This window comes from Streptosporangium lutulentum (genome assembly GCF_030811455.1).
In the GTDB taxonomy this organism is placed as follows: Bacteria; Actinomycetota; Actinomycetes; order Streptosporangiales; family Streptosporangiaceae; genus Streptosporangium; species Streptosporangium lutulentum.
On the sequence record NZ_JAUSQU010000001.1, the window covers coordinates 1,285,076 to 1,311,946 of the forward strand.

Annotated in this window: 27 protein-coding genes; 16 read left to right on the plus strand and 11 right to left on the minus strand. The window is 70.3% G+C overall.

All coding sequences use genetic code 11. The features are described 5' to 3' along the window. Positions 1-98: 98 nt before the first annotated feature. From J2853_RS05285 to J2853_RS05330, 10 genes are all read left to right on the plus strand, one after another. Positions 99-1,031 carry an STM4011 family radical SAM protein gene (locus J2853_RS05285; RefSeq protein ID WP_307568611.1) on the plus strand — a complete coding sequence of 311 codons (933 nt, stop codon included), beginning with the start codon at positions 99-101 and terminating at the stop codon, positions 1,029-1,031. 468 nt (positions 1,032-1,499) lie between these two features. Further along, positions 1,500-1,931 carry an SRPBCC domain-containing protein gene (locus tag J2853_RS05290; RefSeq protein ID WP_307555518.1) on the plus strand — a complete coding sequence of 144 codons (432 nt, stop codon included), beginning with the start codon at positions 1,500-1,502 and terminating at the stop codon, positions 1,929-1,931. Further along, entirely contained in the window at positions 1,918-2,268 is a 351-nt protein-coding gene (locus J2853_RS05295; RefSeq protein ID WP_307555520.1) for an ArsR/SmtB family transcription factor, read from the plus strand. The genes J2853_RS05290 and J2853_RS05295 overlap by 14 nt, the downstream gene beginning before the upstream one ends. After that, positions 2,265-2,669: a VOC family protein gene (locus J2853_RS05300; protein ID WP_307555522.1), complete on the plus strand. Its 405-nt coding sequence runs from the start codon at positions 2,265-2,267 to the stop codon at positions 2,667-2,669. The genes J2853_RS05295 and J2853_RS05300 overlap by 4 nt, the downstream gene beginning before the upstream one ends. Before the next feature lie 213 nt (positions 2,670-2,882). After that, positions 2,883-3,212, plus strand: a complete 330-nt coding sequence (locus J2853_RS05305) for a PadR family transcriptional regulator (protein ID WP_307555525.1) — start codon at positions 2,883-2,885, stop codon at positions 3,210-3,212. A 317-nt stretch (positions 3,213-3,529) separates the two neighbouring features. Next, entirely contained in the window at positions 3,530-4,195 is a 666-nt protein-coding gene (locus tag J2853_RS05310; RefSeq protein ID WP_307555527.1) for a response regulator, read from the plus strand. Then, positions 4,192-5,373 carry a sensor histidine kinase gene (locus tag J2853_RS05315; protein ID WP_307555528.1) on the plus strand — a complete coding sequence of 394 codons (1,182 nt, stop codon included), beginning with the start codon at positions 4,192-4,194 and terminating at the stop codon, positions 5,371-5,373. Before J2853_RS05310 ends, J2853_RS05315 begins: the two co-directional genes overlap by 4 nt. Positions 5,374-5,502: 129 nt before the next feature. Next, the gene (locus J2853_RS05320; RefSeq protein ID WP_307555530.1) at positions 5,503-5,853 is read left to right on the plus strand and encodes a hypothetical protein; all 351 of its coding nucleotides are present in this window, start codon (positions 5,503-5,505) and stop codon (positions 5,851-5,853) included. Next, positions 5,850-6,755, plus strand: coding sequence for an ABC transporter ATP-binding protein (locus tag J2853_RS05325; protein ID WP_307555532.1), 906 nt, complete (start codon positions 5,850-5,852; stop codon positions 6,753-6,755). The genes J2853_RS05320 and J2853_RS05325 overlap by 4 nt, the downstream gene beginning before the upstream one ends. Next, a complete protein-coding gene (locus tag J2853_RS05330) occupies positions 6,752-8,341 on the plus strand; it encodes an ABC transporter permease (protein WP_307555534.1) in 1,590 nt (529 codons plus the stop codon). Before J2853_RS05325 ends, J2853_RS05330 begins: the two co-directional genes overlap by 4 nt. 350 nt (positions 8,342-8,691) lie before the next feature. Here the strand turns inward: J2853_RS05330 and J2853_RS05335 are convergent, their stop codons facing one another. The 3 genes from J2853_RS05335 to J2853_RS05345 form a co-directional block, all read right to left on the minus strand. Continuing rightward, a complete protein-coding gene (locus J2853_RS05335; RefSeq protein WP_307555536.1) occupies positions 8,692-9,630 on the minus strand; it encodes a class I SAM-dependent methyltransferase in 939 nt (312 codons plus the stop codon). A gap of 227 nt (positions 9,631-9,857) precedes the next feature. Then, positions 9,858-10,451, minus strand: a complete 594-nt coding sequence (locus J2853_RS05340; protein ID WP_307555538.1) for a TetR/AcrR family transcriptional regulator — start codon at positions 10,449-10,451, stop codon at positions 9,858-9,860. A gap of 58 nt (positions 10,452-10,509) precedes the next feature. Beyond that, positions 10,510-11,160 carry a TetR/AcrR family transcriptional regulator gene (locus J2853_RS05345; protein ID WP_307555540.1) on the minus strand — a complete coding sequence of 217 codons (651 nt, stop codon included), beginning with the start codon at positions 11,158-11,160 and terminating at the stop codon, positions 10,510-10,512. Positions 11,161-11,253: 93 nt separating this feature from the next. On the opposite strand from J2853_RS05345, the gene J2853_RS05350 reads away from it, so the two are divergent. Further along, entirely contained in the window at positions 11,254-11,625 is a 372-nt protein-coding gene (locus J2853_RS05350; RefSeq protein ID WP_307555542.1) for a DoxX family protein, read from the plus strand. Between the two features lie 153 nt (positions 11,626-11,778). On the opposite strand, the gene J2853_RS05355 is transcribed toward J2853_RS05350, so the two are convergent. Next, positions 11,779-12,729, minus strand: a complete 951-nt coding sequence (locus J2853_RS05355; RefSeq protein WP_307555544.1) for an NAD-dependent epimerase/dehydratase family protein — start codon at positions 12,727-12,729, stop codon at positions 11,779-11,781. 102 nt (positions 12,730-12,831) lie between these two features. On the opposite strand from J2853_RS05355, the gene J2853_RS05360 reads away from it, so the two are divergent. Further along, positions 12,832-13,434 (plus strand): TetR/AcrR family transcriptional regulator, encoded by a 603-nt coding sequence (locus tag J2853_RS05360; protein WP_307555546.1) that lies wholly within the window; start codon positions 12,832-12,834, stop codon positions 13,432-13,434. 167 nt (positions 13,435-13,601) lie between these two features. Here the strand turns inward: J2853_RS05360 and J2853_RS05365 are convergent, their stop codons facing one another. From J2853_RS05365 to J2853_RS05395, 7 genes are all read right to left on the minus strand, one after another. Then, positions 13,602-14,168 (minus strand): dihydrofolate reductase family protein, encoded by a 567-nt coding sequence (locus J2853_RS05365; RefSeq protein WP_307555548.1) that lies wholly within the window; start codon positions 14,166-14,168, stop codon positions 13,602-13,604. A 100-nt stretch (positions 14,169-14,268) separates the two neighbouring features. Beyond that, positions 14,269-14,844 (minus strand): pyridoxamine 5'-phosphate oxidase family protein, encoded by a 576-nt coding sequence (locus tag J2853_RS05370; protein WP_307555550.1) that lies wholly within the window; start codon positions 14,842-14,844, stop codon positions 14,269-14,271. A gap of 231 nt (positions 14,845-15,075) precedes the next feature. Beyond that, complete coding sequence (locus J2853_RS05375; RefSeq protein WP_307555552.1) at positions 15,076-15,729, minus strand: biliverdin-producing heme oxygenase; 654 nt, start codon at positions 15,727-15,729, stop codon at positions 15,076-15,078. Positions 15,730-15,789: 60 nt separating this feature from the next. Continuing rightward, positions 15,790-17,046, minus strand: a complete 1,257-nt coding sequence (locus tag J2853_RS05380; protein ID WP_307555553.1) for an acyltransferase family protein — start codon at positions 17,044-17,046, stop codon at positions 15,790-15,792. Beyond that, positions 17,039-17,779, minus strand: a complete 741-nt coding sequence (locus J2853_RS05385) for an alpha/beta hydrolase (protein WP_307555555.1) — start codon at positions 17,777-17,779, stop codon at positions 17,039-17,041. Before J2853_RS05385 ends, J2853_RS05380 begins: the two co-directional genes overlap by 8 nt. A gap of 244 nt (positions 17,780-18,023) precedes the next feature. Then, positions 18,024-18,680, minus strand: a complete 657-nt coding sequence (locus J2853_RS05390) for a response regulator (protein WP_307555557.1) — start codon at positions 18,678-18,680, stop codon at positions 18,024-18,026. Next, entirely contained in the window at positions 18,677-20,053 is a 1,377-nt protein-coding gene (locus J2853_RS05395) for a sensor histidine kinase (protein ID WP_307555559.1), read from the minus strand. Before J2853_RS05395 ends, J2853_RS05390 begins: the two co-directional genes overlap by 4 nt. A 214-nt stretch (positions 20,054-20,267) precedes the next feature. Here J2853_RS05395 and lon point away from each other — a divergent pair, with 214 nt between their 5' ends. The 4 genes from lon to J2853_RS05415 all read left to right on the plus strand — a co-directional run bounded on the left by lon (position 20,268) and on the right by J2853_RS05415 (position 26,848). After that, positions 20,268-22,637, plus strand: coding sequence for an endopeptidase La (gene lon, locus J2853_RS05400; protein WP_307555561.1), 2,370 nt, complete (start codon positions 20,268-20,270; stop codon positions 22,635-22,637). Between the two features lie 127 nt (positions 22,638-22,764). Continuing rightward, positions 22,765-22,947 carry a hypothetical protein gene (locus J2853_RS05405; protein WP_307555563.1) on the plus strand — a complete coding sequence of 61 codons (183 nt, stop codon included), beginning with the start codon at positions 22,765-22,767 and terminating at the stop codon, positions 22,945-22,947. 191 nt (positions 22,948-23,138) lie between these two features. Continuing rightward, on the plus strand, positions 23,139-26,237 hold the full coding sequence (locus tag J2853_RS05410; protein ID WP_307555565.1) for an AfsR/SARP family transcriptional regulator: 3,099 nt from the start codon (positions 23,139-23,141) through the stop codon (positions 26,235-26,237). Positions 26,238-26,416: 179 nt separating this feature from the next. Next, positions 26,417-26,848 carry a hypothetical protein gene (locus J2853_RS05415; protein WP_307555566.1) on the plus strand — a complete coding sequence of 144 codons (432 nt, stop codon included), beginning with the start codon at positions 26,417-26,419 and terminating at the stop codon, positions 26,846-26,848. Positions 26,849-26,871 lie beyond the last annotated feature (23 nt).

A 26,871-nucleotide genomic window follows, 5' to 3' on the forward strand; every position in this document is an offset into this window, starting at 1 on the left:
GCGACCGGGATCACGACCGTGACCGGGACCGGGGCCGGGATCATGACCACGGTCGGGACGAGGATCACGACCACGGCCGGGACCGGGACGGGGGCCACCTGTCGATCCTTTATCGGGGGCCGCTGTCGAGCTGTGATTACGACTGCCCCTACTGCCCGTTCGCCAAGCGCCGCGACGGCCCCGACCGGCTGCGGCAGGACCGGGCGGCGCTGGAACGGTTCACCGGGTGGGTGACCGGGCGCGAGCATCCGGTCTCGGTGCTGTTCACGCCGTGGGGCGAGGGGCTGGTCCGCTCCTGGTACCGGCGGGCGATGGTCGAACTCAGTCACCTGCCGCATGTCCGGCGGGTCGCCATCCAGACCAACTTCAGCTGCCGCCCCGGCTGGCTGGCCGAGGCCGACCTGGACACGCTCGCGCTCTGGGTGACCTACCACCCCGGCCAGGTCTCCTACGAGCGGTTCCTGGGCAGGTGCCGTGACCTGGCAGGTCGCGGTGTCCGCTTCAGCGTCGGCGTCGTCGGCCTGCCCGAGCACCTGGAGCACGCGCGCCGACTGCGGGCCGACCTGCCCGCCGAGGTGTATCTCTGGGTGAACGCCGCCGAGGGCCACCTGTACACCGATCCGGAGGCGGCCCTCTGGACGGCGATCGACCCGCTGTTCGCCTACAGCCGGACCCCGCACCGCAGCGCCGGGCAGCCCTGCCGTACGGGAGACACGGTGATCTCGGTGGACGGGGAGGGCACCGTACGGCGCTGCCACTTCGTCCCGGCCGTCCTCGGCAACCTCTACGACGGGACGTTCCGCCCGAGGGCCAGGACCTGCCCGGCGGCTCTGTGCGACTGCCACATCGGCTACGTCCATCTGGAGCGGACCGGCCTCTACGACGTCTTCGCCGGGGGGATCCTGGAGCGCGTTCCCGGCGCCCTGCCCACCGGTCCATCGGTTCACGGAGGAGTTCCCGAGGGGTTTCAGCCTCAGCGAGCACAAAGAGCGATCGGCATGCCTGCTCGAAGGGGGACACAGACCACCTGATCAATGACTCCCACCGGTCTCAGACCCCTGGCCCAGGGTTGAGGAACCAGGCCGAGCCCCACCGCACAGGCCCCCGCCGCCGGGGTCGGTGGGTCGCGGCCGGTGGAGGTGGTCGTTGCCGGGCGACTCTCCTTTCCCGGATCTGTTCCGGACAGGTTCGACGCGCCGCTATCCGCTCCCGGGCGCCTGGCCGGTGCGGGCGAAAACGGCGGTGAGCGCGGCGGCCAAGGCCGCGGCGGCCAGGGCGGCCAGGGCGCCCCGGGCTCCGGTGATCCCGGGTCCTCCCGTGAGGTGAAGGGTGAGGGTGACGGCGTCAGCAGAGCGACCAAGGTGAGCAGGTAGGCCAGTCCGGTCTCGCCGGCCTGGTACTCCGGTGACACTTTGCGATCTTGATGGCGGATGAGAGTTTCGCAACCGTCGGGTTGCTGTATGGTTATGGCAACTCAATGGTTGCCATGGAGGTGCCGAATGCCGATCCCCGACCGCATCGAGCGGACGCTCGACCTCGCCCACCCGATCGAGAAGGTGTGGGCGGCCCTGACCACCGCCGACGGGCTCGGCGGCTGGCTCGGCGACAAGGCGGAGATCGACGACCTGCGGCCGGGTGGCCGGATCAGGGTGTGCTGGGACGGCACGTGGTCGGTCCTGCGGATCGAGACCGTCGAGCCGCCACGCCGCCTGTGCTTCACCTGGCCCGTCGACGGGCTCCCGCCCGGCGACCCGCGCCGCACCCACGTCGAGATCGTGATCCGTCCCGTCGGCGACGGCACCCGGCTCAGCCTGACCGAGACGGGGTTCGCGCAGCTGCCCGACGAGCTCTCCGCCGCCTATCAGGGCAACGTCGAGGGCTGGCGGAAGGAGCTGGACAAGCTGGTGCGTCACCTCGATGGCCGACGCTGACCCCGAGGAGGTGGCGGTGGCCGTGTTCGCCGCGCTGGCGGACTCCAGCAGGCGGGCCATCCTGGCCGAGCTCGCCGCCCGGGGTCCGGCGACCGCGACCGACCTCGCCGATCGCCTGCCCATCTCCCGCCAGGCGATCGCCAAGCACCTCGCCCTGCTGTCCGGCGCCGGTCTCGTACGGGCGGTGCCGGCGGAACGCCGCCGCGTCCGCTACCACCTCGAACCGGCCCCGATGGCGACCGCCCGATCCTTCCTGGCCGTCCTCGCCCGCGACTGGGACCGCACCCTGCACTCCCTCGGCGCCTACCTCGACCGCGATCAGGAGCCCCAGCCATGAGACCCACGTTCCAGGGCGGCCGCAACATCGCCATGAAACTGCCCAAGGCCCAGTTCGACCGCACCGTCGCCTTCTATCGGGACGTGCTCGGCATGGAGGTGACCGAGGAGGGCGGCGAGGGGGTGGACGGCGCGGTGGCGCAGTGCGCGTCCGTCCGGTTCGGACCGGTGAAGCTGTGGTTCGACCGGGTGGACAACTACGCCCAGGCGCAGGTGTGGCTGGAGCTTTTCACCGACGACGTGGAACTGGCCACCCGCCACCTCGCCGAGCACGGCGTGCATCCGCAGGACGAGCTCGAACCACTGCCCTCGGGCTTGGACGCCCACTGGATCGGCAACCCGGCCGGGATCCCGCACATCGTGCGGCTTCCGGATGACATGAGCGACACTTTGCGATCTTGACGGCGGAGGCCGGGTAGGAGCGGCTCGCACGAAGACGGCCACCGGCGGGTGAATCCGGCCCGGGGTGGCCGTGCGGCGCGTGCGGTGCGCCGGTCAAGGCCGCCACGGGTCGCCGGCGGCCGCGCGTGTACGGTCCCGGGGCACATCTCAGCTATTCTGTGTTACTACATACCAGTAGTAAGTAACATTGGGTAGCGGAAAGGGGGGTGTTCCATGGGCAAGCAGATGACGGAGATGCTCAAAGGAACGCTGGAGGGCATCGTCCTGGCGATCCTGTCCGGCCGGTCCGCGTACGGCTACGAGATCACGGCGTGGCTGCGGGACCAGGGCTTCTCCGACATCGCCGAGGGCACCGTCTACGCGCTGCTCATCAGGATCGAGCAGCGCGGCCTGGTCGATGTGAAGAAGGTCCCGTCCGACAAGGGGCCGCCACGCAAGGTGTACTCCCTCAACGCGCAAGGACGGGAGTATCTCGAGGAATTCTGGAGGACCTGGAGCTTCCTCGCAGAACGGCTCGAACAGCTCCGCGACGGAGGCGAGTGATCTTGAAGAGGGCGGCTTTCTCTCAAAGGTGATCGGCCCCGAGCGGCGGTGGCGGGAGTACCGGGCGCGCGTGAGACGGCTTCGTCCGGACTGCCGCACGGCGGGTCGTGCCCGGCCGGCTGCTTCTCGCCGCGTGCCGGCGGCGGCGTCAAGACGGCGACAACCGGTATCGGCGACGCAGGCCGTCGACGACTGACCCGCCTACCCGGTCGAGGCCGGTCCGGAAGAAGACCCGGCACAGGGGTGCCGCCGGTCTCCGCCGTCCGCGACGCGGCATTTCGTCGAGCCTCGCGGTGCTCATGACAGGATGGTCGATCGTGACAATTCGGGTGTTGATCGCGGATGACCAAGAGATGGTGCGCCGGGGTCTGCGGCGCATCCTGGAGAGCCGGCCGGACATCGAGGTGGTCGGCGAGGCGGAGGACGGGGTGGCCGCGCTGGAGGCGGCGCGTGCGCTGCGGCCGGATGTCGCCCTCGTGGATATCCGGATGCCGCGCATGGACGGCCTCGAAGTGACGCGGCGGCTCGTCGGGAGTTCGGCGGTGCCAGGGGTCAAGGTCGTGGTCGTGACGACGTTCGACCTGGATGAGTACGTCTATCCCGCGCTGCGGTACGGCGCCTCCGGGTTTCTGCTGAAACGCTCGGGGCCGACGCTCCTGGTGGAGGCCGTACGGGCGGCCGTGGACGGGGAGAGCCTGATCAGCCCGTCGATCACGGTACGACTGCTCAAGCACGTGACGGGCGGTGCCCGGCCGGCCGCGGCGCCGCCGCTGGAGGCGTTGACCGAGCGGGAGATCGAGGTCGCCGGGCAGGTGGCCGAGGGCAGGACCAACGCCGACATCGCCCGCGAGCTGTTCATCTCGGCGGGCACCGTGAAGACCCATGTCGCCAGCATCCAGCGCAAGCTCGGGGTGCGGAACCGGGTCGGGATCGCCATGCACGCCTGGGAGATGGGATACGTGGCCCGGGAGCGACCCACATGATGGCCGTCCGGGGGACGGCGCCCGGAAAGTGGCTGTCGCGTCGGCTGGTGTGGTGCGCGATAGCCGCGGCGCTGGTCCTGGCACCGGCGGCGCTCGGCCGATCGTCCGCCCTCGTCATGGCGGTGCCCGCCGCGGCGACGGCGTTCACCGCGATGATGCGGTGGCCCTGGGGGCGCGTCCCGCTCGCCGCGGCCGCGAGCGCGGTGTGCCTGCTGTCCCTGACCGCGGACCTCGTCTTCCGCGGCCCGCAGGGCTACGTCGTGCTCTGGGCACTGGTCGAATTCCCCGCGCTGCTCATCCTGGCCGGACGGGTGATCCGGCGGGCACCGGACCGGCAGGCCGCGACGGTGGGGCCGCTGGTGGCGTCCGCGGTGGTCCTGCTGCCGGTGCGATTCCTCTTCGCCGCTCCCGCCGCCGACGTGCAGGCGGTGGCTCTGACCTGTTCACTGTCGCTGTTGCCCGCCGCGGGCGCCATCGGGATCGGGCTGTATTTCCGGACGCTCGACAACCGGCGGGCACGCGCCGTCCTGGAGGCACTGCGGGAGCAGCGTCTCCAGGTCGCCGCCGATCTCCACGACTTCGTCGCCCACGAGCTGACCGGCATCGTGCTGGAGGTGCAGGCGGCGCGGCTCGACGCGTACGAACCCGCGCAGTTCGGGGAACTGCTGGGGCGGCTGGAGGCGTCCGGGCTGCGGGCGCTGGACTCCATGGACCGTACCGTCCAGACGCTGCGCGGCCCGGGGGAACGGGACGCACCACCTACCCGGGTGTACGGGCTGGGGGATCTGACCGAGCTGGTCGGGCGGTTCGCCGAGAGCACCGACGGCGGCGCCCTCGCCGAGCTGAGGGTGGAGCCGGACCTGGCGGGCACGCTGCCGCGCGGTACGGAGGACACGGCGCACCGCGTGGTGCTGGAGGCGCTGACGAACATACGGCGGCATGCGGCCGGGGCGAGGGGAGTGACGGTCACGGTCGTACGGGCACCGGCCGGGACTCCGGCGGTGGAGGTGACCGTCACCGACGACGGGAACGGGACGACAAGTCCGCCGATCTTGAGACGGGGCGCCGGCGGCACGGGCCTGCCCGAACTCAGGGCGCGGGCCGAGGCGCTTGGCGGGACGCTGACCTGGGGTCCGCACAAGACGGGCTGGCGGGTGCGGGCGATACTTCCCGGCTGATATCTCCCGTTCGGCAGATGTGCCGGGTCCCGCTGCTCGGTGATCCTCGGGAAGTGCGTCGGACGACGCACTCACGCCCCTGGAGGATCGTTGATATCGCCCAAGACCGCGCGCGTTCTGACGTGCTGTGTGGCCATCGTGCTGGCCGGCGGCCTGACCGCCTGTTCCGTGGACGCCAGGAACGCGACCCCCGAGGAGAAGACCTTCGCCTTCGGCGGCGAAACGCTGGATGTGAAGGCGCACGGGATCCCGACGGATCTGGTCGCCAGCGACCGTGAGGACGTCAAGGTCACCCGCTGGTTCGACACCAGGGCCGGCAGCTCGAAGACACTCCGGTGGGAGCTCAAGGACGGCGCCCTTGAGCTGGAGGCCGGCTGCACCGGGCTCGCGCTCTGTGACGCCCGCTTCGAGGTGGAGGTGCCGCGCGGCGTCGAGGTGCTGCGTGACGGCCGTAAGACCGACCTCCGGGGGCGGGAATGACCGTGTTCGAGCTCCTGGACCTGAGCAAGGTGTACCGGGGCGGCAAGCGGGCCGTCGACGGGATGACCCTGCGGCTGGGGCCCGGGGTGCTCGGACTGCTGGGTCCCAACGGCGCGGGCAAGTCCTCGCTGATGCGGATCGCCGCCACCGTCACCCGGCCGACCTCCGGACGGGTCCTGTTCAACGGCACGGACGCGGTGGCGCACCCGGGCGAGCTTCGCTCCTCGCTCGGCTACCTTCCGCAGGACTTCGGGGTCTACCCGAATCTGTCGGCCCGGGAGTTCCTCGGCTATCTCGCCGCCGCCAAGGGCGTCACGGCGCGCTCGGCGCGCACCCGCATCGACGAGCTGCTTGAGCTGGTCAATCTGACCGAGGCGGGCAAGCGTCCGCTGGGGAGGTACTCCGGCGGCATGCTGCGGCGCGTCGGGATCGCGCAGGCACTGCTCGCCGACCCGAAGGTGATCATCGTCGACGAACCGACCGCGGGCCTGGATCCGGAGGAGCGGGTGCGGTTCCGCAATCTTCTCAGCGACCTCGCGGTGGACCGGGTGGTGATGCTCTCCACCCACATCGTCTCCGACGTCGAGTCGGTGGCTCAAGACATCGCGGTCGTCGCCGGCGGCCGGCTGCTGCGCCGCGGCACTCCGGAGGAACTGCTCCGCGAGATGGAGGGTCAGGTCTGGGACGTGCCGGTCACGGTTGACGATCTGGCGGCGGTACGCGCGCGCCACATCGTCAGCCGCATGGCGCGTACGAGAGACGGCGTCCGAGCCCGGCTGCTGTCCGCCGGGCAGCCTTACCGGGGCGCCGTGTCCGTGGCGCCCGACCTCGAGGACGCCTATCTCGCGATCGTCAACCGAGCGGGGCTGCCCGCCGGCGCGTCCGCGGGGTCCGCCCGATGAGCGTGCGCGTCCTGGGCGGCATCGCTCTCGCCGACTTCCGGGACCGGGTTCGCAGACCCGTGTACGCGGTGACGCTGCTGGCCGCCGTGGGCCTGGGCTGTCTGGCCGTGCCCGGCGCCGATTCCCGCTGGGTCATCCTGCAGATCGGGGATCACCGCGGTGTGTACAACAGCGCCTACGTCGGCATGGCGACCGCGCTCGCCGGCGCGTTGTGGCTGGCGCTGGGCGGTTTCTACGTGGTGCGGGGAGCCCTGGCCCGTGACGAGAGCTCGGGCGTCGGCAGGCTGCTCGCCTCGACCCCGCTGAGCACCACCGCGTACCTGGCGGGCAAGCTGCTCAGCAATGTGCTGGTGCTCGCCTCGATGGTGGGGGTGCTGGCCGTGACCGCGTTGGTGATGCAGCTGGCGCGCGGCGAGTCCACGACGGTCGATCCGATGGCGCTGTCGCTGCCGTTCGCCGTGATCGCACTGCCGCTGGTGGTGGTGACGGCCGCCGCGGCGTTGCTGACCGAGGCGCTGCCGGCGCTGCGGGGCGGGTTCGGCAACGTCGCGTGGTTTTTCGTCTGGATGGTCGTCGCGGTGGGCGGCCAGGGGCCCGGGGCGCCGTTCGGCGGCATCGGCGTCCATGAGGCGGTCGAGTCGATGCGTACGGACATGCTCGCCCAGGGGGTGCGGGCCCAGGGAGAGTTCAGCCTCGGCTTCACGTACGTCGCCGAGCCCCTGCGCGTCTTCGAGTGGGGCGGCTTCACACCGGACGCGGACTTCCTGCTCGGCAGGCTGGTTCTGGTGCTGGGCGCGGTGGGGTGCGCGCTGCTGCCCGCACTGTGGTTCGGTCGCTTCGATCCCGCGCGCGGGCGGCCCGGCCGCCGTGCGGCATCCCCGGAGCCCGCGGCCTCCGTCGCGCACGCCGAGCCCGTCGTGCTCTGGTCGGCCGCGGTCGAGAGGCTGCCGTCCGGTTCGGTGCGCACGGGCGGCTCGGCCTGGCGGCTGTTCACCGGTGAGCTGCGAATCCTGCTGCGAGGGGTGTCCTGGTGGTGGTGGGCGGGGGCGGCCCTGATCTCACTCGCCGGGCTGATGGCCACCGGCAACGGAGCGACCCGGGTGGTGCTGCCGCTGGCCTGGATCTGGCCTGTACTGATCTGGTCCCGGCTGGGCACGCAAGCGCACGAACACGGCGTCCAGGCGCTGCTCGCCGCCACCCCCCGGGCCCGCCGCCGGCTGCTCGCGGAGTGGGCCGCAGGAGTCTTCCTCACCGCGGCGACCGGATTCGCGCCGGCTCTGCAGCCGGCGCGGGAGGCCGACTGGCACGGAGTGGCCTCCTGGACGGGCGGAGCGTTCTTCATCCCGTCCTTGGCCCTCGCGCTCGGCACGCTCAGCCGCGGCCACCGGCTCTTCCAGGCCCTTTACCTGCCGCTGTGGTACATCGCGGCCAACGGCTTCGCCGTACTCGACTACATGGGCGCGACCCGGGCGGCGGGCCGGCCGGCCCTGCTCCACCCGCTCGCCGTCGGTACGATCGCCGCCGCACTGCTCGGTCTCGTCCTCGGCGCGGGAGCGCTACGGCGGGCTGTGGGGCGGGAGGCGTGAGGCGACAGGACGTCGCGGTGAACATCGGATTCACCGCGGCGATGAAGGAGGAACTCACTGGAGTTCAGGCAGGCGAGCCCGCAGCCACTCGGAGAACGGACCACCTGGCGAAAGCTCGAACGGCTCATCGACCCCGTGGACGGACAAAGCCGTGGCATAACCGATCAGGATGTTCTGCAAGTCCTGCAGGGACCCCTGTCGGATCCACATGGACGGACGCAGCCGGACCTGGTCCAGCACATCATGGACATCCCGACACTGGTCGATCGGTCTTGGCCTTTGTCTCTGGTCAGCTGACACAGGCCGGACTCTATGGCGAAACCCGGCGAACCTTCCCGGTCACAGCACTACTAGGCGCGCTTGCCCCGGGTGATCCTGCGGGTCCATCGCACCGCGCGCTGGACCACCGGACCGGCCAGGCTGATCTCCGAGGTGACCTTCCTGAGGGCCTGGGTGGCCGCCTCCGATTCGGCCACGGCCCTCTTCAGCTCCGCCGTGGTGCGCTGGAGCTCGCCACTGAGTTTCCCCAGCGTGGCGGGGTCTCCACCGGGGGTGGGAGCCGCGGGCTTCTTGCGCTCGTTGACCCGGACGAGCTCCCAGCCGTCGAAGGCGTCCGTGGTGTGCCACAGGTCGGAGCGGGACTCCAGCCACCGCAGCAGGCGTGCCTGGATCGGCGCCGGGTCTCCCCAGGTCGCGTAGAGCTTGTGGTTGCTGACACAGATCGGTGCCAGGCCCAGGTTCGCCACCGCCTCCCAGACCGCCATCGCCACGCCCGGAGTGTGCTCGCTCCGGTAGTCGTCGAAGACGACGATTCCGTCATCCCGCAGGACCTCCCGCGCGGAGAGCACGTCCTGCCGGACGTGAACGTAGAGATGGGAGGCGTCCACGTGGACGAACCTGCAGGATTTGGCCGCGACGTGGTCCAGGACGATCGAGGTCGGCCCGTGCACCACGACCGGGAGCGTGTGGTGGAAGCCCAGGTAGTTCTGCTCGAACTTCTCACGGGTGAGGGTCGAGTAGGAGCGGCTGGTCTCGGCGTCGTTCGCCGCCTCGGGGGCGTCGGACTCGAAGAGGTCGCAGACGGTGAAGGTCTCGCCGGGCCGCAGATGGCTGCCGATCATGACCGCGCTCTTGCCCAGGTACGTCCCGAGTTCGAGGAGATCGCCCGGAGGTTCTTCCTGCCCCCGCGCCTGCAGGAACCAGGTGAAGAGCCGCTGGTCGGTGATCCAGAACCAGCCGGGGATCCGGTCGAGTGATCGGGGGGTGATTTCTACCTTCACGGCGGACATGGGCGGACCGTAGCAGCCGAGGTCCGCCTCTCGGCAACAGCCGATACCCACCTTTCGGCGGGTGTTCGTCGGATGGCCATCCTCGATGTGCCGCCTCGACGCTCACCGGTCGATCGACCTCACCCGGCGGGTTCGTTCTTCTCCGGGCGTTGATCTCCTCCACGGCGCGAAACACCGGCCGCGTCCCGCCGACAGGCCCGCGGCCGGTCAGGCGGAACGGGCGTGCGTCAGGCGCCCAGGGCGCGGAGCACGAAGCCGGAGACGATCTCCTCGGCCTCCTCCAGGGCGACGGAGCCGCTGAGCAGCGGCACCCGTTCGGCGCCGATGACGGTGAGGATGATCCGGGCGGTGGCGGCCACGTCGGAGGCCTGGAAGTCGCCCGAGGCCACGCCGCTGTCGATGATGCCGGTCAGGATGCGCTGCATCGGCGCGACATGGTCGGCCAGGCGCTGGTAGGCGTCGGGGCCCAGGGCCGCGGACAGGTCGGCGGGGCCGGGGTGGGGGTGCGCGAGCAGCCCGGCGAGCTGGAGTCTGACGAACACCCGCAGCCGTTCGGCGGGGGAGGCCTGCTCGGGCAGCTCCCGCTGGTAGCTCTCGATGAAGTAGTTAGTCACCCGCTCGGTGAAGGCCAGCAGCAGCGCGGTCTTGTCGGGGAAGTAGTTGTAGAGGACGGTCCGGGTGATCCCGGCCTCGCCCGCCACGTCGGTCATGGAGATCGTGTCGATGCCCTGGTCGCGGGAGAGACGCGAAACCGCGCGCAGGATGCGATCTCGCGTCTGAGCGCGATGTTCGCCGATGGTCGCGGCTGAGATCCGGGGCACCGTCCCATGGTCGCACAACGCCGAGGTCGCGGGCCTTTCGCGTCGGGGCCGGAGACGGTCAGCGCCGCGGGCGGGCGGTGAGCATCGCGGTGTGCAGGTCCTCGGCCGTGGGCGCCGGGGGGAGCGGGGGACCGGACCGGTCGGCGCGGCAGGCGTCGAGGATCAGGGCGACCACCCGCCGCCACGCGTCCGGTGCCGCGCAGCGCGTCGAGCCGAGCACGCCGGCGTTGGCCATCAGGATCAGCATCAGGTCCTGGCCGGTGAAGTCGGTGCGCAGCGCCCCGGCGTCTCTGGCGCGCTCGATGACCCGGCTCGCCGACGTCATCGCCTGCGCTCGGGGCCCCTCCATCGTCTGGGCGGTGGGGAAGCAGGAGGTGAGGGCCTCGGTCACGCCTTGGTCCTCGGCCTGCATGCCGCAGAGGTGCTCGACCAGCCCGCGAAACCCCTCCCAGGGGTTGGAGGCCAGCTCCGCCACTCCGGCGACCTCGGCGAACTCCGTCATCCGGTCGGCCATGATCTCCTCGATGAGCGCCTCGCGGTCCGGGAAGCGCCGGTAGAGCGTGGCGATGTTCACCTCGGCCCGGCGGGCGATCTCCTCCAGCGGGACGTCGAGACCGCGCTCGCGGAAGGCGATGCGAGCCGCCCGCAGGATGCGCTCCCGGTTGAGTTCGGCATCCTTGCGCAGCCCCCGCCGCTTGCACCTGTCCATACGATGATCCTACAAAGTTAAGGAATGCCTGCGCTTATGCTACGGTCTCCGAAAAACGAAGGGCTTCCTTCACTTATTTCCTCGGAGCTCGTAATGAACGTCATCCTCTGGGTCGCGCAGGTCCTGCTCGCCGCGACCTTCCTCATGGGCGGTCTGACCAAGGCCACCAAGTCCCGCAGTGAGCTGAGCGGCAAGATGTCGTGGGTGGAGGACTTCTCCGACGGCCAGGTCAAGGCGGTCGGCATCGTGGAGGTGCTGGCCGCGATCGGGCTGATCCTTCCCGCGCTCACCGGGATCCTGCCCGTGCTGACCCCGCTCGCCGCCGCGGGCCTGGTGGTCACGATGATCGGCGCCGCGATCGTGCACGTCCGGCGCGGGGAGTACCCCGGGATCGTCTTCAACATCGTGCTTCTGGTGCTGGCCGCCTTCGTGGCCTGGGGCCGGTTCGGGCCCTACGCGTTCTGACGGCTTGGCTCACGTCCGGCCGCGCCGGACGGCCTCCGGGATCGGCCGGTGCCGTTGATCGGGTGGTTGGCGTTTCCCGTCCGAACGGGAAACGCCGGCCACCCTTTTCGATCGCCGGGACCGAAAGCCCTCGCGGCGATGCCGGAGAGCCCTTCACGGCGTGGGGTTCGCGCGGTACCAGTCGAGGGTGGCGGCGACGGCATCGGGGTTCGGCGTCGCGGTGAACGGGCCGAAGGTGCGTGTGAACTTCGAGGCATCGGTCACGAAGGGGCGATCGCGCTGGTACCAGGTCTCGCCGAGAGCACGGATGGTGGGATTCACCAGCCCGAGGGCGCGTTGCATGAAGCGCCCGAGGGGCGCGGACTTGACGGGGCTGCCCAGCTCCGCGAACACCAGATCGAGGAACTGACTCCCCGTCAGCGGTGCCGCCGCCGGAAGGTGCCAGGCCTGGCCGTCCGCCCGCGCGTCGTCGCCGAGTGTCACGAGTCCCCTGGCGATGTCGGGCAGGTAGCTGAACGAGTGGGGCTGGTCGAGCGGCCCGACCCAGCGGGCGACCTTTCCCTGGAGCGCGGCGCCGAACACCGTCGCGCCGACGACGGTGTTGACGCCGCCGGGACCGTAGTAGTCGGACGCTCTGCCGATGGCGACACGCAGCCTGCCGGCACGGTGATCCGCCAGGAGCGCCTCGGACATCTCGGCGCGGACGCGGCCCTTGGGATTACGGGCGGCGTACGGCATGTCCTCGGTCATGGGCGTGCTGACAGGGCCGTACATGTACAGGTTGTCGGCGAAGACCAGTTTGGCACCCGAGGCGGCCGCCCCCTCGCGCACCGCGTCGGTCATGCGGGGGAACTCCTCCACCCACCGGTGATAGGCGGGGGCGGCGCAGTGGTAGACGACCTGGGCGCCGTCGCACGCGGCCTTGGCGCCCTCGGCCGAGGTGATGTCTCCCCGGTGGGCCTCGACGCCGGGCAGCGCCGGCACCCGGCCGCTGCGGTTGACCGCACGGACGCGGTGTCCGCGGGCGGCGAGTTCGCGGACCACGGAGTTGCCGATGGCGCCTCCGGCACCGAGGACGACATGCAGGTTGGAAGGAGCGGACATGGGGGGCCTCCGATGCGGTTCTTCCCGGGGCGCCTGGTGGGCCGCAGGAGGAGAACCATTTGGTGATGGTGTTATGAAACAGCGTTACGGTATGCTTGTCAAATGGCACGCCCCCGCAAACGCGATTACGACGAGTTGCGCCGAGACCTTCTGGACGCCGCCGGACGGCTGCTCGCCGAAGAAGGCCCGCAGGCGCTGAGCACCAGGCGAGTGGCCCAGGAGGTGGGCAGCTCCACGACCGCCGTGTACAACCTCTTCGGCGACAAGACCGGCCTGTTACGGGCGATGTTCCTGGAGGGGTTCGCCCGGCTCGCCCGGGAGTTCGCCGCGGTGCCTCGCGACGGCGACCCCGAGGCCGACCTGATGGCACTTGGATACGCCTATCGGGCCGCCGCCCTGGCCAATCCCCACCTGTACGAGTTGATGTTCGGGCGTCCCATCGCGGACTTCCGGCCCGACGAGGCGGCCCTGGCGCAGATACAGGGGACGTTCGGCACCCTGGTCGCCGCCGTCGCGCGGTGCGTCGACGCGGGCCGGTTCGCCCCGTCCGACCCCTACGACATCGCGGTCCACCTCAACGCCCTGGTGCACGGACTGGCCAGCCTGGAACTGCGCGGTTCCCTGGCCGGCGGCGATCAGGCAGACCGGCACTGGCGCCTGGCCCTGGAGGCCGCCTTCCGCGGCCACCGCACCCCGGCGCCGTGACACCGGGAGTGCGGGGGAGCCGAGAGCGGCCAGATCCGCCGCGCGCGGATGACGCGGGCCGGCCTCAATGCCGGCCTCAACGCGGAGCGGCCGGGACACCGAGGCCGGCGGGCCGGTGGCGTGAAACCGCGTCGCCCGGGTGGCGCCCCGGTGCGGTCGCCCTGCCCCTACGCGACGTCCTTGACGCCGTAACGCAGATAGACCACGCCGTTACCGAAGCGCCGCTCGTCCAGCAGCGTCAGGTCGACGCGCACATCGTTCGGAAAGAACGCGTTGCCGCCGCCGACGATCGCCGGTCCGACGAAGCGGTGGTACTCGTCGACCAGCCCGGCCCGGATCGCCTGCGCCGCCAAGTGCGGCCCGGCGACCGCGATGTCGAGGTCGGTCTCGTCCTTCAGCCTCCGCACCGCCTCCGGGTCGAACGTCCGCTCGATCCGGGTCCGCTCGCCGGTCACCTCCCGCGGCGTCGTGGAGTAGACGATCTTGTCGGAGGCCTGCCAGATCCGCGCCCACTCCAGGATGAACGGCTCCTGTCCGGGCATCGTGTGCGCGGTCTCCCAGTAGGACATCGTGTCGTACATCCGGCGGCCGTACAGGTAGGTGCCGATCGATCGCCCGTGCTCGTTGACGAACCTGTGCAACTCCTCCTCGGGGCGGCCCCAGCTGAAGTCACCGTCCCTGTCGCTCACGTAGCCGTCGAGTGACGTGATCATCGAGTAGACGAGCTTACCCATGGTGGGCCTTCTTTCCTGTTCCGGCGGTGGATCGCATGATCGATGTACGGCCCGCCGCCGGCGATCCGCGTGGGATGCCCGCGGGCAGGGCCGGGCCCTCCTATCGGGGGCGTGTGACGCGGAGCCGCCCGTCGGTGACGTTGTCGAAGCGTGAATCCCCGCCCCGGATCAGGACGAAGTGCCGCAGCACGTCGGCGCTGTAGGCCAGCATGGGGCCGGACGGCGCGAGGTCGTCGCCGGTGAGCTCCTTGCCCGCGGGAAGGCGGGCGTTGAGCGTCGCCAGGGCCGCGACGGGATCGTCGGCGGGGCCGGCGGTCGCCTCGAGGTAGAGCGCCTCGGCGCCGCCCACGGGCGCGTGGGAGTCGAAGACCGTGATGGCCACGTCCGGGCGTTCGGCGAGGTTGCGGGAATGCCTGCTGTCCGGTGCCGACACCCAGAAGAGCCGGTCCTCGTCGCGGGCGGCGAAGAATACGGGGGTGGCCCACGGCCGTCCCTGGCGATCGGCGGTGGCGAGCACGAGGTAGCGGCTGTCGCCGAGCAGCCGGGGAACCGTCTCCCACATGCCGGTCACCGGCCGCGGACCCCGTGGGCGAGGCCCGGCGGTGAGATCCGTGATCGGTGCGGTCCCGTGCCCGCCCGTGGGCACCGGCCCGTCCGCCGCGCTCGTGTTCGCCATCGTTCCTCCTGCGATCGCCGGCTTGCCGACACATCATCGCGTTCACCACACGGTCTCATCAATGACGAGATCTGGAACAATTGTTCGCACCTGCTGAAGCGTGAGGGAGCGGTGGAGCGTCAGGACATCGAGGTGTTCCCCGTGCTCGCCGAGGAGCCGCACTTCGCGCGCACGGCCGGGCGCCTCCACGTCTCGGCCGCGACGCTTGGCTAGCCGGCCCGGAGACTCCCGTCAGGCGGCGAGCTCGGCGCGCACCACCCGGCCGAGCTCGCCCAGGACCTCGGTGTTGAGCTGGTAGGCGAGCTTGGTCTCGCGGATCAGGCGCTGCTTGTCGGCGTCGCTCAGGGGCAGCGCGTCCAGCCGGGCACGATACTGGTTCTTGAACCGGGGCAGGCTGCCGACCTCGTCGAAGAGATAGAAGTCGACACCGCCGCCCGGCGTGTAGCCGTAGATCTTCTGAAGCTCCATCCGGATGAACTGCCCGCCGGACAGATCGCCCATGTAGCGGGTGTAGTGGTGGGCGACGTAGCCGCCCGGCCGGCTGGAGACCTGGTTGATACGGGCGACCAGGGTCAGGGTCGGCAGGGAAGGCTCGATCCTGGACCTCCAGCCGGCGCCGTAAATCGTCTCCAGGTCACGGACCAGGGCTTCCTCGCGGTAGAGCTCGGGGAAGACGAACGGCGCGGCGATCGGGTCGCCGGCGAGCGCCTTGGACGCGCCGTCGAGGGCCAGATAGGCGAAGTAGTGCTGGGCCACCATCTCACCGTAGGCCTCGGGGCTGAGCTGACCGGCCATCAAAGCCTTGAGGTAGCTGTCGTCCTCGGCCGACTCGTGGTCGCTCCAGGTGGCGTTCCTGAGTACTTCGGAGAACGGCGAGTCGCTCATGATCGCTCCGCGTAGAAGGGGCCTTTCACGACACAGTGTCACAAAGATCGCGAGACCTCGTCAAGCAGATGACGACACCCTGTCATTAAACCTTCCTTTGAAAAAAACGGGCAGCCAGATGATCGACATCAGGGCGGCGAGCACCGGGAGCCAGGCCAGCCGCTGCACCAGCCAGACCGGCTCGTCGGGCGTGGACAGCAGGCCGGGGACGTCGCCGAAACGCAGCGCGACCACGGCGGTCACGGCCAGCGCGGTCTGGTGCCACAGGAAGATCTTCATCGCGGACAGGTTGGCCGTCGCCACCACGGCCCACAGCCGGGGCCGCCGCATCAGCCGGGCCAGCGGATCCCGGGCCAGTATAGCCAGTCCCACCTGGGCGATTCCGAAGCAGACCACGGCGAGCGTGGGCGGGCTGAGGTTGGAGACCTTCACCCCGGTCACGCCCACCATGCTCGCCGGATACCCGAATCCGGCGACCAGCACCACCGCTCCCGCCGTACCGCCGGCCAGTAGTCCCGCCGCCACCCGGCGCGAGGCGAACGCCCCGCCCGCCCAGGCGATCCCCAGCGCGTACGGCACCAGCCACCCGGCCGCCAGGTTCGCCCACGACAGCCAGGCGGGACCGTCGAGCCAGAATCTGACCACGTCCACCCCGAGTACGACCACGGCCGCCGCGACCGCCGTCGCGACCGGACGCAGGCGCATGAGCAGGGGAGTGGCCGCGGTGAATGCGGCGAAGACCGCCAGGAACCACAGCGGCCCGACCGCCGGGAGCGTCAGGGCCCTGATCGTTTTGAACGGCATCTCATGCAGTGCCATCCCGGCCACGATCCCCGCCCAGACCAGGAGCAGCGACACCACCGGTCCCAGCAGCCTGGCCATCCTGATCCGTACCCAGGCCGGACGGGCCGCGGCCGGCGGCAGGCTTCGCGCCGTAGCCGTAGCCGTAGCCGTAGCCGTAGCCGTAGCCGTAGCCGTAACCGAGGTCGAGGTCGAGGTCGACAGGCGGCTCCGTGCCGCCGCATAGCCGCCGACGAAGAAGAACACCGCCAGCGTCTGGAACACCCAGGAGAGCGGTGTGAGCATCGGCAGGTAGCTGAGCGGGCTGGAGATGTACACCGCCCCCGCGGGTCCGAGTGCCCACGCCGTGACCAGCCAGTGCCCCAGAACCACCCCCAGGATCGCCAGCGCCCTCAGCGCGTCGACCCCCCGATCCCTGGCCGGGGGAGTCGCGCGCTCGATCCGCCGGACCCACCCGCCGTCCGCCCCCGGGGCCCTTCTCGCGGGCACCGCCGTACGGTGCGCGAGGTCAGCCACGGGACACCTCGCCGGCCCGCCCGAGGGCGATCAGAGTGAGGTTGCGCAGGGATTCGCCACCGGGCTTGAGGTAGTCGCTGTGTCCGGCGGCACCGGTCGCGAACAGGCGGGCGCCGAAGGCGGGATCCGCCGGGTCAGGGCCGAAGCCGAGCGGGCCGAGCCGGAGCTTGGGCACGTCGCGCATCCAGTCCTGGGTGCCACTCCCGACCCACAGCGGAGTGCCACCCAGCTCGGCGGCGGAGGAGACGTCAAGGCCGGGGCTGCCGAAGACCGCGAGGTCGGCGAGGTCCAACCCGGGAGCGGCCTTGGCGCACACGACCGATCCGTAGCTGTGGCAGAGCAGGCTGACCCGCTTGCCCCGAAGGGTGTCGGTGACATACCGCCGGAGCTCCACGGCCCCTTTCCCCGCGGACTCGCCGGTCACCGCCTCAAGGCTGACCGTCGCAGGGCTGTCATAGCCGAGCCAGGCGACCACCGCCAGCCTGGCCCCCGGATCCAGGGTCCGGGCCTCGGCCAGCACCGCCCGTGCACCGCCCCCCGGCGTGATGTACAGCCTGACTCTGCCGCCGTCGAAGGTGGCGGCCGTGGTGTCGGCGCCCGGGACGATGACCGCGACGTGCTCGGCCGTACGGAGGTCGCCGTAGACCCGGATGACCCGGTCGCCCCGGGGAGGGGGGACGATCACGTAGGTGAGCGCGACGGCGGTTGCCACGGCGACTGTGCGGCGGAACATGCATGTCTCCTGTCCGGTCTGGAAAAACCAGACAGGACGCTAGGAGTCGCGGTCCGTCACCCACATCGCCTCAAGGGGTCGCCTTCTCGCTCCCTCCCGGGAGTGAGGGCGATCACCTGTCCACGCTCTTCCATAGGTGATCTCCGTTCACCTGCGGGGTTCCGGGGGTGAACACCCGTTTCCTTCCGGGGCGATGGTCCGTCCCACCCCGAGGGCGAACAGCCGTTCCGGAGAGGGAAGGGAATCACTCTCCCGGACGGACCAGGCCTGTCTCGTAGGCGTGGACGATCGCCTGGGCGCGGTCGCGCAGGTTGAGCTTCGCCAGGATCCGGCCCACGTGGGTCTTCACCGTCTGCTCCGACAGCACGAGTTCCTCGGCGATCTCCTGATTGGACCGGCCCTGCGCGATGAGGGCGAGCACCTCGGTCTCGCGCTCGGTGATGTCGTCCAGCCGCCCGCGCGGGCGGCGGGGCCCGACGCGGGCGAACTCCGCGATGAGCCGCCTGGTGACCGAGGGGGCGAGCAGCGCGTCGCCGGCCGCGACCACCCGGACGGCCTCGGCCAGCTGCTGCGCCGAGGCGTCCTTCAGCAGGAACCCGCTGGCCCCGGCCCGCAGCGCCTCGTAGACGTAGTCGTCGAGGTCGAAGGTGGTGAGGATCAGGATCTTCGGCAGAGGGTCACCGGAGGAGAGGATCTCCCGGGTTGCCGCCAGCCCGTCCATGACCGGCATCCGCACGTCCATCAGCACCACATCCGGTCGCAGCTCGGCCACCCTGGTCACGGCCTGGCGGCCGTCGGCAGCCTCGCCCACGACCTCGATGTCCGGCTGGGAGTCCAGGAAAATGGTGAACCCGGTCCTGACCATGCCCTGGTCGTCGGCGATGAGCACCCGGATCGTCACGCTTTCTCCACGATCGGCAGTATGGCAGTGATCGCGAAGCCGGGCCCGACAGGTCCGGCCCACAGGCTTCCGCCGAGCATGGACACCCGTTCCCGCATCCCGATCAGGCCGTGCCCTACGTGTCCCGGTTCCGTAGGGGAGGGATGTCCGGCGTCGTTCGCCACCTGGAGGTGAAGCTCGGCACCGGACCGGCTGATCTTCACCGAGACGGTCGAGCCGGGTGCGTGTCGCATGGCGTTGCTCAGCGACTCCTGCGCGATCCGGTAGGCGGACAGGCTTACCGCCGTGGGCAGCCCGGTCAGGTTGCCGCCCAGCTTGAGTGACACGGTGAGCCCGGCCGAGCGCGCGGTGCCGATGAGCTCCTCCAGGCGGCCGAGGCCCGGCTGCGGCGCGGTGTCCGTGCGCCCGTCCTCGTCTCTGAGCACGCCCAGCACGCGGCGCATCTCGGTCATGGCCGAGAGCGAGAGCGCGCGGATCTCTCTCAGCCCTTCCTCAAGGCGCCCGGCGTCTCCGGCTGCCTGCAGTGGTACGGCCTCCGCCTGGATGGCGATCACCGACATGTGGTGGGCGACGACGTCGTGTAGCTCCCTGGCTATCCTGGCCCGTTCCTCCAGCATGGCCTGCGCCGCCAGCGCCCGCTTGCTGCGCTGCTCCTCCTCTGCCAGCCGACTGGAGGCCAGCCGGCGGATCCGGACGTTGTAACCGAAGAGCGCGGGGACGGCCAGCAGGATCGCGACCAGGATCAGGGTGCCGCCGTAGGCGGTGGTGGTCGTTACGGCGAGCACGGAGATGATCCACACGCCCAGGGTTGTCTCCCGTGCGCAGCGGACCGCGACGGAGTAGACGACCAGTAGGTAGGTGACGGCCTGCGCCAGAGAGAAGACCTGGTTGAGCAGTGCACCCGTGATCGGGGTGGTTAAAAGCGAGCCCAGGATGGCCAGCCGCCAGGCCGCGAGCGGCCACCGGCCGCGTAGCAGCACCGGGAGCGAGGAGACGGCCGCCGCGAACCAGAGCAATGGCTCGTCGAGCCGGTTCACCACGAGGCCTACCTGCGACAGTTTCTCGTGCTCGGTTATGAGTTGTGTCGCGAACCAGAGCAATGGCTCGTCGAGCCGTTTCACCACGAGGCCCACCCGCAACAGATTCTCCTGCTGGGTCATGAGTCGCGAGAGCTCGGTGCTGAACAGGAACCAGGCGAGCAGGATCTCGGCCAGCAGGACCAGGTCGACGGTTCGGAACGGTAACAGTCCCAGGGAGGCGGGGACGGGAGGCCGCAGGCGCCGTGATCGGGGAAACGGCGGATCGGCCTTCCCGGTCACCAGGGCTTGGGCGAATGGCCGTGCCAGCCGCAGGAGACCGTCACGCAGGAGCATCGGCCCAGCCTAGACATCCTTGGCATGGTCGGCGTCATACCTCGGAGTGATCCGATATATCACTCTCAAGAGGGACGATCAGGGGGATCTTGTACATCTCTCCCGAGAAGGACGATTACACAATTACGATCGCTCACAGCGAACACGCTCAATCTCGGGAACATTTGCGGGCTCCCATTACTTGAGTCGGTATAACTCAACCCTTGGAGTTCACATGAGTGAGAGCTTGATCCTCCCGGTCCTGCCGCTCGACGACGAGGTCGTGCTGCCGGGCATGGTGGTCCCCCTGGACCTGTCCGAGACCGAAGTCCGCGCCGCGATCGACGCGGCTCAGGCTCTTGCCGACAACAAGCCCCAGGTGCTCCTCGTTCCCCGGATCGACGGAAGATACGGCCCCGTGGGTGTGAGGGCGATCGTCGAGCAGGTGGGCAGGCTGCCCGGGGGAGAGCCCGCGGCCGTGGTGCGCGGTGTCGACCGCGTCCGCGTGGGTTCCGGCACGACGGGCCCGGGAGCGGCCCTGTGGGTGCAGGTGACCGTGATCGACGTCGTCGAGGCGGACGATCGCGCCCACGAGCTGGCCAAGGAGTACAAGGCGCTGGCCACCACCATCCTGCAGAAGCGGGGCGCGTGGCAGGTCGTCGACGCGGTCAACCAGATGGACGACCCGTCGATCCTCGCCGACAACTCGGGCTACGCCCCCTGGCTGAGCACCCAGCGCAAGGCCGAGATCCTGGCGACCGCCGACCCGGCCGACCGCTTGGAGAAGCTGGTCGAGTGGTCGCGTGAGCACCTGGCCGAGCTTGACGTGGCCGAGACGATCCGCAAGGACGTCCAGGAGGGCATGGAGAAGCAGCAGCGCGAGTTCCTGCTCCGCCAGCAGCTCGCCGCGGTCCGCAAGGAGCTGTCCGAGCTCAACGGCTCCTCCCCGGAGACCGAGGAGCAGGACTACCGCGCCCGCGTCGAGGCCGCCGACCTGCCGGAAAAGGTGCGCGAGGCCGCACTCAAGGAGGTCGACAAGCTGGAGCGGACCTCCGACCAGTCTCCCGAGACCGGCTGGATCCGCACCTGGCTCGACACCGTCCTCGACCTCCCGTGGAACGAGCGGACCGAGGACTCCTACGACATCGCCGAGGCCCGCAAGATCCTCGACGCCGACCACACCGGCCTCGACGACGTCAAGGACCGGATCATCGAATACCTCGCCGTCCGTGGCCGCAGGGCCGAGAAGGGCCTGGGCGTGGTCGGCGGCCGTCGCAGCGGCGCCGTGCTCGCGCTGGCCGGTCCTCCCGGAGTCGGCAAGACCTCCCTCGGCGAGTCCGTCGCCCGCGCGATGGGCCGCAAGTTCGTCCGCGTCGCCCTCGGCGGCGTCCGCGACGAGGCCGAGATCCGCGGTCACCGGCGCACCTACGTCGGCGCCCAGTCCGGCCGGATCGTCCGTGCGATCCGCGAGGCCGGTTCGATGAACCCGGTCGTGCTGCTCGACGAGGTGGACAAGGTCGGCTCCGACTACCGGGGCGACCCGACCGCCGCGCTGCTGGAGGTGCTCGATCCGGCGCAGAACCACACCTTCCGCGACCACTACCTGGAGGTCGAGCTCGACCTCAGCGACGTGCTCTTCCTGGCGACCGCCAACGTGCTGGAGTCCGTCCCCGGCCCGCTGCTCGACCGCATGGAGATCGTGACGCTCGACGGCTACACCGAGGACGAGAAGGTCGCGATCGCCCGCGACCACCTGCTCCCGCGCCAGCTCGACAAGGCCGGCCTCACCGCCGAGGACGTCACCGTCGAGGAGGACGCGCTGCGCAGGCTGGCGGGCGAGTACACCAGGGAGGCCGGAGTCCGGTCCCTGGAGCGCTCGATCGCCAGGATCCTGCGTAAGATCACCGCCAACATCGCGCTCGGCGAGGGCGAGCTGCCCGTGACGGTGGGAGACCTGGTCCCCTACCTCGGACGGCCGCGCCACGTGCCGGAGTCCTCGCTTCCTGAGTCCCGCCAGCGTACGGCGGTGCCCGGCGTGGCCACCGGCCTCGCGGTCACCGGAGCGGGCGGCGACGTCCTCTACGTGGAGGCGTCCCTGGCCGACCCGGAGACCGGCGACACCGGCCTGACCCTGACCGGTCAGCTCGGCGACGTCATGAAGGAGTCGGCCAAGATCGCGCTCTCCTACCTGCGCTCGCGGGGCGCGGAGCTGGAGCTGCCCGTGGCGTCCCTCAAGGACCGCTCGGTGCACGTCCACTTCCCCGCCGGAGCCGTTCCCAAGGACGGCCCGTCGGCCGGTGTCACGCTGATCACGGCCCTGGCCTCGCTGCTCTCCGGCCGCCCGGTCAGGAACGACGTGGCCATGACCGGTGAGGTCTCCCTCACCGGCCGGGTGCTCCCGATCGGCGGGGTCAAGCAGAAGCTGCTGGCCGCCCACCGGGCGGGCATCACCACCGTGCTGATCCCGGCCCGCAACGAGCCCGACCTGGACGACGTTCCCGAGGCCGTCCGGAGCGAGCTCACCGTTCACGTGGTGAGCGACGTGCGCGAGGTCCTGGAGATCGCGCTCACCTCGGCCAACGTCACCGAGCACGCCACGGCATGACCCTGCCCGGAACGGCCCGCCCCCGCGAGGGGGCGGGCCGTTCCGCGTCACGCCCGCCTTCCCTTCGCCCCACCGTCCGCAGGCTCAGCGGGTTCGGCGGCGCCTGTCCGAGGCCGGAGAGGTGTGGATGCTCCTGGAGGAGCAGGTGGACGCCGACGGGCTGAACGCGCGGACCGTGTCGATGCTCTACGAGGTGTGCGTCACCCGGAGGCTGCGCCGGAGCAGATACCGGCTGGACGAGTCGCTCAGCCAGGGACAGGAGGCCAGGGACCTGCGCGACCTGGCGGCCAAGGGCCGGCTCACGCCGTAAGGGGAGGCCGAGGGCCGCTTCTACGCGTCCGGCCCGAGGATGCGGGCGATCAAGGACGGGTTCGGCGCGCGGGTGGTTCCGCTGCGCGACCGTATCGGCACTAATCGGGGCGAAATCTGATCAATCATATAGCGCGCCGCCCGGACACGATCTAATCTCAGAGATCTTCGGGGATGCCTTGGGGAGGGCACATGGAGTTTCGACTCCTCGGTCCGGTAGAGGTTTGGGTCGGAGACCGTCAGGTGTCGCTCGGGGGAGCGAAACCTCGCACTCTGCTGGCCGCGTTACTGCTCGACGAGGGACGCGTCGTCCCGGCTGAGCGGCTCGTCGCGGTGCTGTGGGGTGAGGATCCGCCGGACACCGCGCGGGCGGTCCTGCAGACCTATGTCTCGTCGCTGCGGCGGTCGTTCGACCGTGCCGGGCTGCCGTCTGTCATCGTGTCGCACCGGGTGGGCTATCTCGCCGACATCCCGGCGGAAACCCTCGACCGTGCCGTGTTCGAGCGACTGGTCGCCGACGGGCGGAAAGCCGCGGTCGAAGGCCGTCACCACAAAGCGAGCGAGGCTCTCCGGGCGGCTCTCGCGCTCTGGCGAGGTCCCGCCCTCGGCGGGATCAGCGACTCCCCGCTCCTCACCGAGGCCGGACGGCTGGACGAGTTGCGGCTGACCGTCACCGAGGAGCGGATATCCGCCGAGCTCGCGCTGGGCCGCCACGATCAGCTCGTCGGGGAGCTGACGACGCTGGTGGCACGCCATCCCATGCACGAACACCTGCGCCGTGACCTCATGATCGCGCTCAACGGGGCCGGAAGGCGAGGAGACGCGCTCACCGTGTACCGGCAGGGCAGGCAGGTCCTGGCGGAGGAGCTGGGCATCGAGCCCGGCCCCGACCTGCGGCAGACGCACGAGGCGATCCTGCGCTCGGATCCCAGTCTGTCGCCGACGGTGAGCTCCGAGCCGACGGAGCCGGGCACCGCCTCACCACCCGTCCCGCCCTCCGCCCCTCTTCCTTCCTCCCCGGCCTCCCCGGCTTCTTCCGCTCCGGGTTCCGAGTCGGGCAAGCTGTACCAGCTGCCACCGGCCCCGGCCGACTTCACCGGCCGGACCGATGAGATCGCCTCATTGCGCGCCTCCCTGGCCCAGCCGTCCGCGATGCCGATCTGCGTGATCTCGGGAGCCGGAGGCACCGGTAAGTCCGCTCTCGCGCTGTGTGTCGCCCACGAGATCGCCGACCTCTACCCGGACGGCCTGCTCTACGTCGAGCTGCGTGGCACCACCGAGGCCGCGGCGACGTCCGAGGAGGTCCTGGGGCGGCTCCTACGAGAGCTGGGCACGCCTTCGCCGGCGATTCCGGCGACCCTGGAGGAGCGGGCCAACCAGTACCGCACCTTGCTCGCCGGCCGTCGCATGCTGGTGGTGCTCGACGACGTGGCCACCGAGCGTCAGGCCAGGCCACTCCTGCCGGGCTCACCGGGCTGCGCCGTACTGATCACCTCCCGGAACAGGCTTCCAAGCCTCGCGGGCGCGGCCCTGACCGAGCTCGGAGTACTGACCCAGGACGCGGCGCTCGCCCTTCTCTCCCGCATCGTCGGCGCAGAGAGGATCACCGCAGAGGCGGACACGGCACGGATGGTCGTACGGCAGTGCGGATTCCTGCCCCTCGCGATCCGGATCGCCGGCGCCAGGCTGGCCTCGCGTCGCCAGTGGCCGGTGAAGCTCCTGGTCAAGCGTCTCAACGACGAGCGGAGGCGGCTGGACGAGCTGATGGTGGGGGACCAGGAGGTCCGGGCGAGCATCGGGCTGAGCTACGAGTTGCTGACCGAATCCGCCAGAGGAGCACTACGCCACCTCGGGCTGCTCGGCCTGCCGCACTTTTCCGCCTGGGTCGCGGCCGCGGCGATCGGGACGAGCCCCGACGAGGCCGAGCAGGAGCTGGAACAGCTGGTGGACGCCTCGCTCGTCGAGGTGGAGGGCGTCGACGAGACCGGGCAGGTCCGCTACAGGCTCCACGATCTCATCCGGTTGTTCGCCAGGGAACGCGCCGAGGCGGAGGAGTCTCACGAGGAGCGGACCGAGGCGGTGACCCGGGTGCTCGGCGGCTGGCTCTGGTTGATCGAGAGGATGACCGTGGCCGAGCCGCTGAGCAGGATCGCCATGCGATCCTCCTACCGGCTGGCCACCCCGGTGGATCCCGAGGTCGCGCAGGCCGTGCTCGCCGATCCGCCCGCCTGGTTCAGGACCGCGCAGGAGACGCTGATCGTCGGGGTCGAGCTGGCGTCGGCGATGGATCTGGACGAGATCGCGGTCGAGCTGGCGTCCGCCCTGTGCCACTCGGTCTTCGTCGTGGAGAACCTCTTCGAGGCATGGCACCGGACGCATGACGCGGCCCTCGCTGTCGCGCGACGCAACGGAAACACCGCGGGCGAGGCGACGCTCCTCGCCGAACTGGGCCAGCTCTGTTACGAGCAGGATCGCTACCACGAGGCACGGGAGTACTTCAGCCAGGCACTATCCATGTTCCGTGCCGCCAAGGACGCCCGAGGAGAGTGCGCCACCCTCGTCGGACTCGGCAACGCCTGCCGCGAGCAGGGATACCTGCCGGAAGCGCTTCACTTCCTCGGCAGGGCAGAGGAGATGTGGCGTGCTCAGGAAGACGACGCAGCCGTCGCCCACGTCAAGCGTCTGGTCGGGTCCATCCATCTGGAACGGGGCGACTTCGACCGGGCATGGACGGACCTGCAGGAGGCGCTCACCCTGTACGAGCTGATGGGGAGCAGCCGGGGCAGGGCGCTGACCATGCGCACGATGGCTCTCCACCACCTGGCCAGAGCCGAACCCGATCAGGCCGAGAAACTCGCCGAGCAGGCGCTACGGATCTTCCGCGAGCTCGAAGACCAGCTTCTCGAGTCCTACGCCGTGCGGACCCTGGCCAAGGCGCGCATACGGCTCGGCCGCCACGACGAGGCGCTGGAGCCGCTGGAGGACGCACTCGTCATCACGCGCTCCCTGCGTGACCGGTACGGTGAGGCGATCACCCTGCGCACCCTCGGAGAGCTGCACCTCGCCGAGGGCCGTCTCGACGAGGCGGAGAGCCGTCTCAACCAGTCGGTGAGACTGTGGGAGGCGCTGGATCTCCCGCTGTTCCGCGCCCGGACCTTGCGGGACCTGGCGATGGTGCACGCCGAACGCGGCGATGCCGTGACCGCCGGGAAGGTGAGAACGGAGGCGATCGAGGTCTTCCGCATGTACGGTTCCCGCGAGTACGGAGAGCTCTGCCCGGCTCCTCTGTAAGAACGCTCCCCTGTAAGGACCGGCCACGGTTCTGTAAAAACGACTACAGGATCCTTACAGGGGAGTTGAAGCGCCTTGGTGGATCCTTTCGGCGACGGAACGAACTGCCGAAAGAGGAAACACCGATGAACGTCTTCTCCCCGTAGCACCGTGCGGGCGCCCGTGGCATCGCCGCAGGTGTGGCCGTCAGTGCGATCGTGGCCGTAGGCCTGGAAATCGTCGGGGTCACCCCGGTCTCGGCGGCCGGCCGCGACACGATCGTCTCCGCGGCCCAGGCCGAGCTCGGCAAGGCGAGTCGCAACAAGGAGAACCCCGCGGGAAGCGGCTGTAACTACCGCACCGGAGTGTTCCGGTCCTGGAAACCCGTGATCGGCCGCGGTTCCGCGGACGGCGTCCGGTTCCGGAACAGCGAGTGGTGCGCCGACTTCTCCAAGTACGTGTGGACGAACGCCGACGTCCGTCACGCCGACATCGACGGTGACGGCCACGACGAGATCATCTCTTTCTTCCCCGACGGCACGGTGCACGCCTGTCGCAACCGGGGCTGGGGCGATGCCACGGTCTACCACGGCGACGACCAGAAGGTCGTCGCCGGCGGCTTCGCCCCTTGAGTTCCGGCCCCCTGCTCAGTGGT